This is a genomic window from Acidovorax sp. GW458-11-26-14-TSB4, from assembly GCF_059423865.1.
Map to the genome: position 1 here is coordinate 16,015 of NZ_JBWKYR010000013.1, position 13,422 is coordinate 29,436.

A 13,422-nucleotide genomic window follows, 5' to 3' on the forward strand; every position below is an offset into this window, starting at 1 on the left:
CCCACACCCCGAAAAAAGCCGTGGAGTTGGGCCGGCAAGGGTCGCCAGTGCCCCGTGCAAAACTCGCTCCGCCACAGGGGTAACAACTGGCGCGCCCAAGGCCAGCGCTCCCGCGCAAGAGCCGCCCCGCCGCGCTGGGAGCGTCCCCCTCAGGGGGGAGCCTACTTCAACGCCTTGTAGCGCATCCGCTTGGGCTTGGCGCCCTCTTCGCCCAGGCGCTTCTTCTTGTCGGCCTCGTACTCCTGGTAGTTGCCGTCGAAGAAGGTCCACTGGCTGTCGCCTTCGGCGGCCAGGATGTGGGTGGCGATGCGGTCCAGGAACCAGCGATCGTGGCTGATTACCAACACTGTGCCGGCGTACTCCAGCAGCGCGTCTTCCAGCGCACGCAGGGTTTCCACGTCCAGGTCGTTCGAGGGTTCGTCGAGCAGCAGCACGTTGCCGCCGGCGATCAGGGTCTTGGCCAGGTGCAGGCGGCCGCGTTCACCACCGGACAGCATGCCCACCTTCTTTTGCTGGTCGCCGCCATTGAAGTTGAAGCGCCCGGCATAGGCCCGGCTGGCCATGGTGAACTTGCCGATGTTGATCATGTCCAGGCCGCCGGAGATGTCTTCCCACACGGTCTTGTCGTCCGACAGGGCATCGCGGTGCTGGTCCACGAAGGCCATCTTCACCGTGGCGCCGATCACGACCTCGCCGCTGTCGGGCTGCTCGCGGCCGGCGATCAGCTTGAACAGGGTGGATTTACCGGCACCGTTGGGGCCGATGATGCCGACGATGGCGCCGGCCGGGATGGTCATGGACAGGTTGTCGATGAGCACGCGGTCGCCGAAGGACTTGGTGACGTTGTGGAACTCGATCACCTGGGTGCCCAGGCGGTCGGCCACGGGGATGAAGATTTCCTGCGTCTCGTTGCGCTTTTGGTATTCGTAGTCGCTCAGTTCCTCGAAGCGGGCGATACGCGCCTTGCTCTTGGCCTGGCGGCCCTTGGCGTTCTGGCGCACCCACTCCAGCTCCTTCTTCAGGGCCTTGGCGCGGGCTTCCTCGCCCTTGTTCTCGGACTCCAGGCGGGCCTGCTTCTGGTCCAGCCAGGTGCTGTAGTTGCCCTTGTAGGGGTGGCCGTAGCCGCGGTCGAGTTCCAGGATCCACTCGGCCGCGTTGTCCAGGAAGTAGCGATCGTGGGTGATGGCCACCACGGTGCCGGGAAAGCGGTGCAGGAACTGCTCGAGCCAGTCCACGGACTCGGCGTCCAAGTGGTTGGTGGGTTCGTCGAGCAGCAGCATGTCGGGCTTGGACAGCAGCAGCCGGCACAGCGCGATGCGGCGCTTTTCACCGCCGGACAGCAGGCCGACCTTGGCCTCCCATGGGGGCAGGCGCAGTGCGTCGGCGGCGATCTCGAGCTGGTGCTCGGAGTCGGTGCCGGCGGTGGCGATCACGGCTTCCAGGCGGGCCTGTTCGGCGGCCAGGGCGTCGAAGTCGGCATCGGGCTCGGCATAGGCGGCGTACACCTCTTCAAGCTTGGCCTTGGCGGCGAAGACTTCGCCCATGGCCTCTTCCACGCTCTCGCGCACGGTGTGCTCGTTGTTGAGCTGTGGTTCCTGGGGCAGGTAGCCGATCTTGATCCCGGGCATGGGGATGGCTTCGCCTTCGATTTCCTTGTCCACGCCGGCCATGATCTTGAGCAGGGTGGATTTGCCCGAGCCGTTCAGGCCCAGCACGCCGATCTTGGCGCCGGGGAAGAAGCTCAGGGAGATGTCCTTCAAGATCTGCCGCTTGGGCGGCACAGTCTTGGAGACGCGGTTCATCGAATAAACGTATTGGGCCATTGGGTTCCAACCTGCAAGGAGAGTTTGTTTTGCAAAAAATGATTGCGTTCAGGGGGAGATTATCAGGCCATGCGACAATACGTTCCGCGGCGGGCTCCAGTTGCCTGCCGCATCAGCACACTGCTGGGGACGAAAGAAGCAACTTCTGGGCTCCCACCCTTGAACCTCATCGGCTTGAGACTGGCTCGGCAACCTCCCCGGTTGCACGACAGGCCGATACCCGGCGCCCCGGACGGGCGCATTCAACGACATGACATTTGACGAACTGAACCTGGCTCCTGCCATCCTGAAGGCTGTACACGAAACGGGCTACGAGACGCCCACGCCCATTCAGGCCCAGGCCATCCCCGCCGTGATGGAAGGCCATGACCTTCTGGCCGGCGCCCAGACCGGCACTGGCAAGACCGCCGCGTTCACCCTGCCCATGCTGCACCGCCTCTCGCTGGGCACGGTGCCCAAGAACAAGTTCGGCGGCAAGGGCATCCGCGCCCTGGTGCTGACCCCCACCCGCGAACTGGCCGCCCAGGTGGAAGAGTCCGTGCGCGAATACGGCAAGTACCTGGACATCAACTCCACCGTCGTCTTCGGCGGCGTGGGCATGAACCCGCAGATCGACCGCATCAAGCGCGGCGTGGACATCCTGGTGGCCACCCCCGGCCGCCTGCTGGACCTGCAGCAACAGGGCTTCCTGGACCTGTCCACGGTGGAAGTGTTGGTGCTCGACGAAGCCGACCGCATGCTGGACATGGGCTTCATCCACGACGTGAAGAAGGTGCTGGCCCTGGTGCCGCGCGACAAGCAGAGCCTGCTGTTCTCGGCCACCTTCAGCGACGAGATCCGCGAGCTGGCCAACACCCTGCTCAAGAACCCCCAGAGCATCCAGGTCACGCCGCGCAACACCACCGTGCAGCGCATCACCCAGGTGATCCACCCCGTGGGCCGCGGCAAGAAGAAGCAGGTGCTGCTGCACATCATCCAGCAGCACAACTGGAGCCAGGTGCTGGTGTTCACCCGCACCAAGTTCGGCGCCAACAACGTGGCCGAGTTCCTGACCAAGAACGGCGTGAATGCCATGGCCCTGCACGGCAACAAGAGCCAGAGCGCCCGCACGCAGGCCCTGGCAGGCTTCAAGAGCGGTGACATCCGCGCCCTGGTGGCCACCGACATCGCGGCCCGCGGCATCGACATCGACGAGCTGCCGCACGTCGTGAACTACGAAATCCCCAACGTCTCGGAAGACTACGTGCACCGCATCGGCCGCACGGGCCGCGCCGGCAACAGTGGCGAAGCCGTGAGCCTGGTGTGCATGGACGAAGAAGGCTTCATGATGGAGATCGAGCGCTTCACCAAGCAGCAGATCCCCGTGCAGGTCATCGAAGGCTTCGGCCCCGAACCCGGCGAGAAGGCCGAGCCCATCGCCATGGGCCGCCAGACCATCTGGGGCGGCGCCGGCAAGCCCCCGAGCCGTGACGTGATGCAGGCTGCCGCCAAGGCCGCCCGCAGCGAAATGATGGAACGCATCCGCACCAACAAGGCCGGCCAGGGTGCTGGCGGCGGTGGTGGCGGTGACCGCGGCCCCCGCGCCGGTGGCGGCAATGGTGGAGGTGGCGGCGGCGGTGGCCGTGGCGGCCGCTCCGGCGGTGGTGCTTCGGCCAACGGCGGTGGCGGCGGCAATGGTCCGCGCGGCGCACGCGCTGGCGGTGGCGGCGGCCAGGGCGGCGGTGCACGCGCCGGCGGCCAGGCCCCGGCGCGCGGTCGCTCCGGCGGCGGTGGTGGTGGCTACGAAGGTGGTGGTGGCGGCAACCGCTACGACGACCAGCCACCACGCCCCAATGCCCACCTGGGCACCCACATGGGCCACGCCAATCCAGGCCACCGCAGCTCCGGCCATGCCGGCGGCGGTGCAGGCGGCCAGCCTGATCCGATGCGCACCAGCGTGGACAGCATGGGCGGCGGCGGCCGCCGTGGCGGCGGCGGTTATCGTGGTGGCAACAACTCTGGAGGTGGCGGCTATGGTGGTGGCGGTGGTGGCCGGGGCAACGGGTCTCGTGGGCCGGGCGGTTCTCGCGGCGGTTACGGAAGGTAATTCCCCGGCGGCGGGGGGCAGTGCGCCGCCCGAGGTGCATGTGCTGCATGCCCAGGGCCGGCGCGCGCCGGACCTGCCACCCCATCCACGGCTGCACCTGCATGCCGTGGACTTCGCCACGCTGTGCACCAAGCCTGTCGTGCCGGGCCTGCCCCAGCACGTGGACGACGTGTACATCACCCTGGGCACCACCATCAAGGCCGCCGGCAGCCAGCAGGCCTTTCGCGCCGTGGACCTGGATGCCGTGGTCGCCACGGCACGCACCGCGCTGGCAGCCGGTGCCACCCGCTGCGGCGTGGTCACCGCCATGGGCGCCGACGCCCACTCCCGCATCTTCTACAACCGCGTCAAGGGTGAGGTCGAGCAGGTGCTCAAGAGCCTGGGCTTCGCCACGCTGGTGATCGCCCGCCCCTCCCTGCTGCTGGGCGAGCGCCAGGCACTGGGCCAGGCGCCGAGGGCGGCCGAGTCGCTATCTATTAAGGCCTTCAAGGTACTGGACCCGCTGATCCCCGCCAACTACCGCGCCCGCCCGGGCGCCGACGTGGCGCGGGCGCTGGTGCGGGCCGTGCAGGCGGGGCAGACCGAGGGGGTGCCAAGGGTGCAGGTGTTGATGGGGCGGGAGCTGGAATAGCCGTCGCTTTGACGAGCCGGCTTTTGGTAGCCACCGTTGATAGTCACCATCCGAAAGGGGCCCTCCATGGACACTGCACGCCTTTTCCAGTCAGGCCGAGCCAGGCTTTGTGCTGGAGCGCCAGCAGCCTGACGACCAGATGCGCGCAGAGATCACCCCATGATCCTGCTGGACACCAGCATCTGCATCTACATCACCAGTGCCAGGCCGCCTGCGGTGCTGGAGCGCTTTGGCCAGTACCGGCTCGGCGACGCCCTTGGCCGCCCTACTGCTTGCCAGCCAGCGACTGGCGCACCGTATCCGTCTTGGCCACCACCGCCTCGGCGCACGCCGCGATGCGCTCCACATCGCAGGTGGCCAAATGCCGGTCGATCAGGGTGTCCTTGCCGGTGGAAACCCAGCTTGCTGAATAGACGATGGAGCCCGCGTCCTGCGCCGACATGGTGGCGATGCGCACGGTGAGCTGCGCCTTGGCCGCGGGCTCCTTGTAGCGCATGGAGCTGCTCTTGCGGATGCCCTCGGTCACCAAGGCACCGAGGCGCGCGGCCTGCGGGCCGTCGGCCTCGGCCACGACAGCGACGTCGCACACGGCTGCAGCCGTTTGCGCATGGGCCTGCGGCAGTGAGCCGGCGATGGCGGCGGTGATGGCAATGGCGGCTGCGATTGCATTCTTCTGGATCATTGTGTTCCCTCCCTTTCGAGTCAGGAAGGATAGGCCCCACAGAGCTGTTCACGCGTGGCGCAGGCGCCCTCATTCGTGCAAGTCTTCGTAACAGGCAGCGTTTGCCCCGGCGGCAATCCACGCCACCCTGCACGGCCCTTGCAACGGCGCGCGGAGAAAGAAGGTCGGCACTTCTGCGCGCGAAGGGGATTCAAACCAGGTCCAGCACTTGATCCACCGCCTGCCGGGGCTTGCGCGGCCAGTTGGTCGGCAAGGCCTTGCCGACGGCCAGCAGCAGCACGGGTACCTCATCCGCCTGCAGGCCGAACTCGCGGGCAACCGCCTCGGCATCGAAGCCGATCATCGGGGCCGTGCCCAAGCCTTTGGCCTGGGCCGCCTGGATGAGTGTCGCGGCGCCGAAGGTGGCGGTGCGCACGGCTTCGTCGCGGGAGCGCTGGGGCTGCCCGTCGTAGAGGCTTTTGGCGGCCCCCTGCCAGCCCGGCACCATGTCGGCCGGAAAGAAGCCCGCAGACACCGCCGGTGCCAGGCGCTCGGCGAGGCTCTGGAAGTCGGGCATCTTGCCGACGACGATGAAGGTCACCGCTGCGTCGGTGATCTTCGCCTGGTCCCAGGAGATCTTGCGCAGGCGGGCCTGCGCGTCGGGGGTTCGCACGGCGATGAAGCGCCAGTTCTGCAGGTTGAAGGAGCTGGGCGCCAAGGTGGCGAGCCGCACGAGTTCAGTGATCTCCGCGTCCTGGAGGCGGTGGGTGGGATCGAACAGGTTGGTGGTGCGCTGGGCTTCGATGGCGCGGATGACGGCTTCAGACATGGTTTTCTCCATTGAAAGGACGAAGGAATACCGAAGCGCGCCCGGTGCGCCGCTTCGATGGCGTGAGAAATGGGTGGGAGCTAGACAATGCTGTCGACGACACCGCCGTCGACCCGCAGTGCAGCACCTGTCGTGGCCGAGGCCTGCTCGGAGCTGGCGTAGATCACCATGTTGGCCACCTCGTCCACATGGGCTGCGCGGCGGATGATGGAAGAGGACCGGTGGGTCGCAATGAAGTCGGCCGCGACCTGTTCGAGGGAGGCGCCGGTGCGCTGCACTTCGGCCTGGAACATCTCTGCAACCCCCTCCGACAGGGTCGGCCCTGGCAGGACGGCATTGACCGTGACCCCCGTGCCGGCCAGGCGCTTGGCCAGGCCGCGGGACACGGCCAGCTGCGCCGTCTTGGTGAAGCCGTAATGCACCATGTCCGACGGAATGTTGAGCGCGGACTCGGACGATATGAAGACGATGCGGCCCCAGCCGCGCTGCACCATCCCCTGCGCATACTGCCGAGACAGCCGCACGCCGGACATCACGTTGGTCTGGAAGAAGCGGTCCCACTCGCTGTCGGGTGTTTCAAAGAAGTCCTGGGGTCCGAACACCCCCAGGTTGTTCACCAGGATGTCGAAATCCGCATGTTCTTGCCGAAGGCGATCGGCAGCCTGTGGCTGGGACAGGTCGCCCACGAAGCCAGAGGCCCGCGCGTTGCCCCCCAGCCGCTCGAGCGCCGCGTCGACGCCCTCCTGGGTGCGGCCATTGATGACCACCGTGGCCCCGGCATCGAGAAAGCCGCGTGCAGTGGCCAGGCCGATGCCGTGGGTCGAACCGGTCACCAGAACCTTGCGGTTTTTGAATTGGATGTGCATGTTGTGGACGCCAGGGGCGCTATGGGTAGAAGGTGCATCCATGGTATTTACCTGCCTTCTGGCGCACAATCCATCCAACTTGCAAATTACTTTTTGAGAAAATCAAAAGATGGATCGCATTGATGCGCTGCGCCTGTACGTGGCGGTGGCCGAGAGTGGTAGTTTTTCGTCCGTCGCCCGGCAGCGGTCGATTGCCGTGTCCACGGTGAGCCTGGCGGTGAACCAGTTGGAGCTGGAATTCCAGACGCGGCTCATGGCGCGCTCGACCCGCCAGCTCGCACTCACGCATGAGGGCGAAGTACTGCTTGGCGATGCACGGCGCATCGTTGCCGAGTGGGATGCAAGCCTGAGCGGGCTGGGGCAGGACCGCGTGCTTTCAGGCCCCATTCGACTGACTTCGACCAACGACTTCGGCCGGGCGCAGTTGCTGCCGCTGCTGGACGCCTTCCAGGCCCAGCATGGCGAGGTGTCGCTCACCCTGCTGCTGAGCGACAGCAACCTCGATTTGATCGAAGACCACATCGATGTGGCCCTGCGCTATGGCCCCTTGCCGGATTCGGGCTACCGCGCGCGGCTGCTGATGCCTGGCAGGCGCCTGGTCTGTGCCACCCCGGCCTACTGGGACAGCAGGGGCCGCCCGCGCCACCCCAGCGAACTGGCCGACCACAACTGCCTGGTGCTGGCGCGCCCCGGCGCGCCGCTGGTGGCCTGGCCGTTCCGGGAGGACGGCCGCCTGTTTCACGTCAAGGTGCGGGGCGACCGCCAAGGCAGCGATGGCGACCTGCTCAGGTACTGGGCCAACCAGGGCATCGGGGTGACCTTCAAGAATTCCTGCGACGTCAAGAAGGAGCTTGAGGAAGGCACGCTGGAGCGGGTGCTGGAGGATTTCGACGCCGGGCCGGTGGATCTGTACGCCGTGCACCAGGGTGGATTCCCAAGCCGCCGCGTGACCGCCCTGCTCGACTTTCTGGCCCAGGCGCTGGCATAACCTCTGTCATGGCAGAGCAAGGGGTGGCGGATGGAAATGCCCTGGCGCCACAACGGCAATTTTCCATACTATTCAGTCTGCAAATTAATTGCTAGACTTTACAGTCTGTTAAATCAACTTGCCTATCGCCATGACAACCCTTGCATCTGCTATCGTCGACAGCCCCCTCAGCGCACTTCTGGCACGCATCGTCCTCACCACGCTGTTCTGGATGGCGGGCTTGTATGGGGTGTTCAACTTCAGCGCCATCGTGCAGGAAATGGTCAACGAAAAACTCCCCGTTCCCGTGGCATTCGCAGTGGCGACCATTGCGACCCAGATCCTGGGCTCTGCCCTGGTCATCACCAATTTCCAGGGCCTTGGGTGGGTGGGCGCCGTGGGGCTGGCGGTGTTCACGCTGCTGACCATTCCCTTCGGGCATGCGTTCTGGACGTTCGACGAGCCCCGCAAGACCGCCGAGTTCCACATTGCGCTGGAACACATCACCGTCGCTGGCGGGCTGCTGCTGGCGGCGATCTACCTGGCCAAGCGATGACCGAACCTGTCGGCAAGCGAGGGCGCCCCAAGGACGGAGCCAAGCGGCAAGCCATTCTGGACGCCGCCCGACGGCTGTTCCTCGAACGCGGCGTGGAGGTCACGACCGATGAGGTGGTGGCCAGCGCGGGCGTGGCGAAAGCGACTCTGTACGCGAACTTTGCCGACAAGAACGAGCTGATCGAAGCGGTCATCCAAAGGGAGTCGGCCGCCATCATTGCCGACAGCATCGTTCACGAGGACCTTGGGTTCACCGAGCGGCTGGAGTTGTTTGGCGAGCGCTATGTGCGCTTTGGCCTCGACAAGGACATCGCCGGGTGGGACCGGCTCATCGCACACGGTGCGCGCAACGACCCGACACTGCCCAACCGCTTCTTCGATGCAGGCCCGGGCCGTTGGCACGCCCTGCTGATGCAGCTCCTGGAGTCGCCAGACGCCAGGCGGGAGCTGTCGATACCCGACACGAGCCAGGCGGCTGCCGACCTGTCAGGGCTCTGGCTGGGATTGATCGGCCTGCAGGTGCGGCTGGGTGCCGCGGCGTTGCTGAGCCCCACCGACATCACGCGGCGGGTGCGGCACGGTATCGCGGTCTTCCGCTCGCACTACCGGCGGGCGTAGGCGAAGCCTGCCCTGGGGTGGCGGTGCCGCAGCCTGAGGCGCCGGTGACGTGGATGTGCCGGCCAGTCCACTGAACCGGACTTCGGCAAAAACTTCACACCCACCTCTCAGGGATGGCGACACGGCACGCAACAATCGTGCACCATCCACGGAACTTTCGCAGCCTCGCAGCCATGCCAGCACTGCCCCGCCCCTTTCTTGCCCGTTTCACCCAGGCCGTGCTGGCAGGATCGGCCGTGGCGCTGCTGGTGCCCTTGCTGGCCGTGGTGATCGAGTTCGCCTCGCTGCCCTTGCTGCTGCCCGACGGCACACCCGACGACGGCTACACGCGCACCATCTCCACAACCCTGATGGCCTGGCCTGTGCTGTACCTGGCGGTCGCGATACTCCATGCGGCGCTGTTCTACCTGCTGGCCCGGCTGGGCCTGCTGCGCTGGCCGGTGGCAACAGGCCTGCCGGCGGCCCTGGTGGGCGCAGGCCTGCTTGCCCTGGGGGCCGGCGCGCTGGCATCCACGGCGGTTGCGGCGTCGTTCGCAGCCGGGGGCCTGGTGGTGTGGCGGATCGCGGTGCCCAGGGTGCGGGGAGCAAGGTAGCAGGCCACAGGCAGGTCAGCGGGTAAGCAGGCAGGCTATCGGGGCACAGCGGACCTGGCCCGAAGCCTGGGTGCGACAGCTTCCACACGGCGCGCGCCGGGCACTGGCGGCAGCGCCGCTCCAGTCCAGTACCACGCCCGTCAGGTCGCAGAGGTAGCCACGCGCGTCGATGGCCCTCGGTACAGCGGACAGCAGCCTTGCATTGCCGAGCGCTTGGAGCCGCGCGATCTGCCCTGCCAGAAATGCCTGCTCGCGCAGGCGCTCCAGGATCGGTGGGTCCAACAGAGCGCCCTGGTGGATTGATTGGTATCCAAAAGTGTCCAGCGGCCCGCTCAGCCAGGGCCTGGCGCAGTTGCGCAAGGGCAGGATCGCGGCAGAAAGGCACGGGCATACGGTGTCTGCGGTGGGTTGCACACGGTCCCCGAAGGGTCGCCGCATCACCCATTTGCGTGCTGCCCTTGCGGCCTGAATCTCGCCACAATGGCCCGCACATCCACTTTGGCCCTTGCGCCGGCGCACTCTGTCCATGCTGTCGATCACCCCCGCCGTCCCTCTGGCTGCCCCGCCCGCCACCATGCACTGTCGAAGGCCTTGCGGCAACGTGAGCGGGGGGCCTGCGCTGCGTGCAGGGCCTGGACTGTGCCCGCCATGGAAGGTAACGACATGTACCACTGGAAGACCGTTGAACTTCGCGGCCTCGCCTGCGTGGCTGTGGATGCCGCGGCCCGACTGGTGGGCGCCGCGGCTGTCCGTGGCGCTGGCGTTCGGGCTGGCCTGCGCAGCCCTGCTGGCGCCCAGCCTGTGGCACCTGCTGTCCATGCTGACGTCCATGAGGCCGCTGGTGCTGGCGTCCACCGTGCTGGATTGCGCCAAGTTGCTCTTCATGCTGCCGCTGCTGGCTTGGCTGATGCTGCAGGTGCGGCGACAGCAGCCGCCGCCCCCACCCGCTCCGCCAGCCGAGGCCTTCGCCACCTGAACACGTGCAGGCGCCTGCGCCCAGGCGCGCCTGCTCACCGTTGGAACCGAACACCATTCGACCCGCACCCATGAAGCTCTCCGAACTGCGAATCGCCAGCCTGGAGTTCGCCCTGAGCGCCACCCTTCCCCTGGGCGTCTGGCTCGTTCTTCTGTCGCCAGAGGCCTTTTCCGGCGAGTCCTTCCTGCGCAGCGCCGGTGCCTTCCTGAGCTATGCCTTCACCGACGCTGACGTCTCGCCCTCGGAGAGAGTGCACTACATCCTGCTGGCGGTGCTGCCGGCCATGCTGGTGCTGCTGTCCGTCGTGACGTGGCGGCAGGCCAGCCTGAAGGGGCGGTGCGAGTTCTGGTGCATCTACCTGGGGTGGGTGGCCACGGTCATTGCACTGGCGTTGTTCTACTGGCCTTCGGCCATCGCCTGCGCCATGGCGATGTACCACGCGGGCAAGCGCCCTGCAGACTGACAGATGGTGCAGCCCCTGAGCCGCTTCGCGTCTCGCTGCGTCCGCCAGAGGCAGCCGATCTTCGGACACGCCCAAGCCTGGGCAGACAGGCTTTGAGCCACGGAGATTCACCGCTTTTTCTTCTCCACCCGCAACCTCCACCCACTGCGCACCATGGCATTTGACTTCATTGCCGGCAACGGCCCCCAGGTCAGGAACCCGGCCCACCATGTGGGCAGCATCGACCACCATGAGCTGCCGGCGATCCTGCGCCTGCTTGCGCATGCCGATTCCTTTTTCCTGCACCGGATCTTCGGCCTCTACGAGGACCAGACGTTCTCGGCGCAGGAGGTCGAGCAGGCGCTCTCGCACCTGGTGCCGCTGCTGGCCCACCCGCTGGAGAGCGATGACCGGACCTTGCTGCACAAGCTCATCGCGGTGCTGGCGTACGCCAAGGTCACGCAGCAGCCGCTGCATGGCGTGGCGGACTGAGCCGTTTGCGCGCGGCCCTGCCCGCGCCTGCCACAGCGCGCACGGTCCGGGCACCACCGGGACGTGACGGGAATCACCGCTAATTACCCGGCCGCGCTACACAATGGTTTACTTTTCAATGGTCTGATGCATCCCTGTCGGGGTGCCGTTTTCGCCCTCTTCCATTTCTGATCGCACCCGGCGATGGATATCCATCGCCCTGAATTTCCGCAGCCCTTTTTTCTTCCACGGTGATGGAGGCGGGGATGGCCATGGCCGGCTGAAAGGCGCAGGCGTTGCATCGGGCATGGCGGCGGTTTATCGAAGCACAAGAACCAACTATCCAAATAGAGCAGGGAGATAAGCAATGCAAGCCACCCCATTGGGCGCCCCCCAATTACCTCAGGCCGCAAGGCCTGGCCGCGCGACGTGGCGCTCGTTACAAGTCGGATTACTGTGCCTGGCCTTTCTTCTGGCCTGTGTAATGGCGCGCCTGATTCCCGCCTTTCAATCCCCGGACGAGGTGGTTCACCTTTTCCGTGCAGATATGATCGGAAACGGCCAATTGATGCTGGAAAAACCCGCGCCGCAGGCACCGGGTTACAGCGGTGGTTATGCAGACCAGCACCTCGTGTATTTTGCGAAATGGATGGCCAGGATCGCGGGTGCCAACAAGGAAGGGCTTTCTCCCGCCTGGCTCATGGAGCAGGCCTCGCAGCACGGGTGGGCCAATGGAAGGGAGTTCGTGGACGTGGCCGGCACGGCCTATTACATACCGCTGATCTACCTGCCGCATGCCATTGGCCTTGCGGTGTCGCGCCATATGGACTGGTCGATGCGGACCAGCTACGACTTCACGCGCGCCATGGTGACATTCACCGTGCTGGCCCTGCTGGCCTGGGCCTGGCACCTGCTGCCGCCCAACCTGCTGGTGCGCGCGCTGGTGCTGATGCCGATGTCGGTGTTCCAGATCCTGTCGCCGACCATCGATGGCCTGTGCGTTGCCATCACGCTGGTGCTCGGGGGTCTGGCCATCGCGGAGTACCAGGCGCAGGACCGGGGCGGCGCCGCGCCGCCCAACCGCTGGCGGTTTGCGCTGATCGTGCTCCTTACCTTCGTGCTGGTCACTTCGCGCACCAACCTGCTGCCGCTGCTGGCGGTCCCGCTGCTGCTGCTGTGCCAGCGCTTTTCGTGGCCCCGGCTCGCCGGCTTCGTGCTGCTGTGCGCGGTCAGCCTGGGCTGGACGCTGTTCGTGCTGCTGACCACGGTGGATGGGCGCCTCGTGCGATCGCACTCCACGCTGCAGCTCGTGCGGATCTACCTGGAGGATCCGCTGTACTTCCTGGGCCTGGTCGGCAGCACGCTGGCGCATCCGGACAAGGGGCCCTTTCTTGCCTACTCGTTCATCGGCATCCTGGGCTGGCTCGACACCTTCATCCCCAAGCCCGCGATGCGGGGCATCTGGGCCGTGCTGGCCATGCTGGCGCTGCTGGTCACGGTCTATGCGCAGCGCGAGGAGCGGCAGTACACCCTGCTGCGCGCCGTTCTGGCGGGCTGCGCCATCATCAGCACGCTGCTGGCCTTCTTTGCCATTGCGGTCACCTGGAACGACCATCCCGTGCAGGTCATCTCGGGCGTGCAGGGGCGGTACTTCATCATGCCGGCCCTGCTGTTCGCGCTGGCGATCGGGCCGCTGGAACACCAACGCACGCCCATGCAGCAGGCCACGGAGTTCGGGGTGACCGGCGCGGTGGCGGCGTACTTTCTGCTGGTGCTGGGGGTCACCTTGTATGGCCGCTATCAGTTGCCGGCTTTTTGACGCGTGCCGGCACAGGCGCCCTTGCGCGCTGCGTGCGCTCGCGAACGGACGCTGGTGTGAGCCAGTGTGACACTGGCCCCATGGT

14 protein-coding genes are annotated in these 13,422 nt (G+C 66.3%); 10 read left to right on the forward strand and 4 right to left on the reverse strand.

Annotation, left to right across the window (positions count from 1 at the left end):
• Positions 1-161: 161 nt before the first annotated feature.
• Positions 162-1,823 carry an energy-dependent translational throttle protein EttA gene (gene ettA, locus AC07X5_RS22655; RefSeq protein WP_409957557.1) on the reverse strand — a complete coding sequence of 554 codons (1,662 nt, stop codon included), beginning with the start codon at positions 1,821-1,823 and terminating at the stop codon, positions 162-164.
• Positions 1,824-2,073: 250 nt separating this feature from the next.
• Here ettA and AC07X5_RS22660 point away from each other — a divergent pair, with 250 nt between their 5' ends.
• Together AC07X5_RS22660 and AC07X5_RS22665 are read left to right on the forward strand one after the other, a co-directional pair.
• On the forward strand, positions 2,074-3,909 hold the full coding sequence (locus AC07X5_RS22660) for a DEAD/DEAH box helicase (protein ID WP_494771933.1): 1,836 nt from the start codon (positions 2,074-2,076) through the stop codon (positions 3,907-3,909).
• Between the two features lie 40 nt (positions 3,910-3,949).
• On the forward strand, positions 3,950-4,540 hold the full coding sequence (locus AC07X5_RS22665) for a Rossmann-fold NAD(P)-binding domain-containing protein (RefSeq protein WP_494771934.1): 591 nt from the start codon (positions 3,950-3,952) through the stop codon (positions 4,538-4,540).
• Between the two features lie 265 nt (positions 4,541-4,805).
• On the opposite strand, the gene AC07X5_RS22670 is transcribed toward AC07X5_RS22665, so the two are convergent.
• The 3 genes from AC07X5_RS22670 to AC07X5_RS22680 all read right to left on the reverse strand — a co-directional run bounded on the left by AC07X5_RS22670 (position 4,806) and on the right by AC07X5_RS22680 (position 6,896).
• Positions 4,806-5,222, reverse strand: coding sequence for a hypothetical protein (locus AC07X5_RS22670; protein WP_494771935.1), 417 nt, complete (start codon positions 5,220-5,222; stop codon positions 4,806-4,808).
• Positions 5,223-5,412: 190 nt separating this feature from the next.
• Entirely contained in the window at positions 5,413-6,030 is a 618-nt protein-coding gene (locus AC07X5_RS22675; protein ID WP_494771936.1) for a nitroreductase family protein, read from the reverse strand.
• Positions 6,031-6,110: 80 nt separating this feature from the next.
• Complete coding sequence (locus tag AC07X5_RS22680) at positions 6,111-6,896, reverse strand: SDR family NAD(P)-dependent oxidoreductase (protein WP_494771937.1); 786 nt, start codon at positions 6,894-6,896, stop codon at positions 6,111-6,113.
• A gap of 109 nt (positions 6,897-7,005) precedes the next feature.
• Between AC07X5_RS22680 and AC07X5_RS22685 the strand changes: the two genes are divergently transcribed.
• The 8 genes from AC07X5_RS22685 (at position 7,006) to AC07X5_RS22720 (ending at position 13,337) form a co-directional block, all read left to right on the forward strand.
• Positions 7,006-7,884 (forward strand): LysR family transcriptional regulator, encoded by an 879-nt coding sequence (locus tag AC07X5_RS22685; protein ID WP_494771938.1) that lies wholly within the window; start codon positions 7,006-7,008, stop codon positions 7,882-7,884.
• A 130-nt stretch (positions 7,885-8,014) separates the two neighbouring features.
• Positions 8,015-8,419: a DoxX family protein gene (locus AC07X5_RS22690; RefSeq protein ID WP_494771939.1), complete on the forward strand. Its 405-nt coding sequence runs from the start codon at positions 8,015-8,017 to the stop codon at positions 8,417-8,419.
• Positions 8,416-9,036 (forward strand): TetR/AcrR family transcriptional regulator, encoded by a 621-nt coding sequence (locus AC07X5_RS22695; RefSeq protein ID WP_494771940.1) that lies wholly within the window; start codon positions 8,416-8,418, stop codon positions 9,034-9,036. Before AC07X5_RS22690 ends, AC07X5_RS22695 begins: the two co-directional genes overlap by 4 nt.
• A gap of 173 nt (positions 9,037-9,209) precedes the next feature.
• A complete protein-coding gene (locus AC07X5_RS22700; protein ID WP_494771941.1) occupies positions 9,210-9,629 on the forward strand; it encodes a hypothetical protein in 420 nt (139 codons plus the stop codon).
• Positions 9,630-10,311: 682 nt separating this feature from the next.
• Positions 10,312-10,605, forward strand: a complete 294-nt coding sequence (locus tag AC07X5_RS22705) for a hypothetical protein (RefSeq protein ID WP_494771942.1) — start codon at positions 10,312-10,314, stop codon at positions 10,603-10,605.
• Between the two features lie 70 nt (positions 10,606-10,675).
• Positions 10,676-11,068: a hypothetical protein gene (locus AC07X5_RS22710; protein ID WP_494771943.1), complete on the forward strand. Its 393-nt coding sequence runs from the start codon at positions 10,676-10,678 to the stop codon at positions 11,066-11,068.
• Between the two features lie 153 nt (positions 11,069-11,221).
• Positions 11,222-11,539, forward strand: a complete 318-nt coding sequence (locus tag AC07X5_RS22715; protein WP_409957569.1) for a hypothetical protein — start codon at positions 11,222-11,224, stop codon at positions 11,537-11,539.
• 346 nt (positions 11,540-11,885) lie between these two features.
• The gene (locus AC07X5_RS22720) at positions 11,886-13,337 is read left to right on the forward strand and encodes a DUF2142 domain-containing protein (RefSeq protein ID WP_494771944.1); all 1,452 of its coding nucleotides are present in this window, start codon (positions 11,886-11,888) and stop codon (positions 13,335-13,337) included.
• The last annotated feature ends 85 nt before the right edge of the window (positions 13,338-13,422 follow it).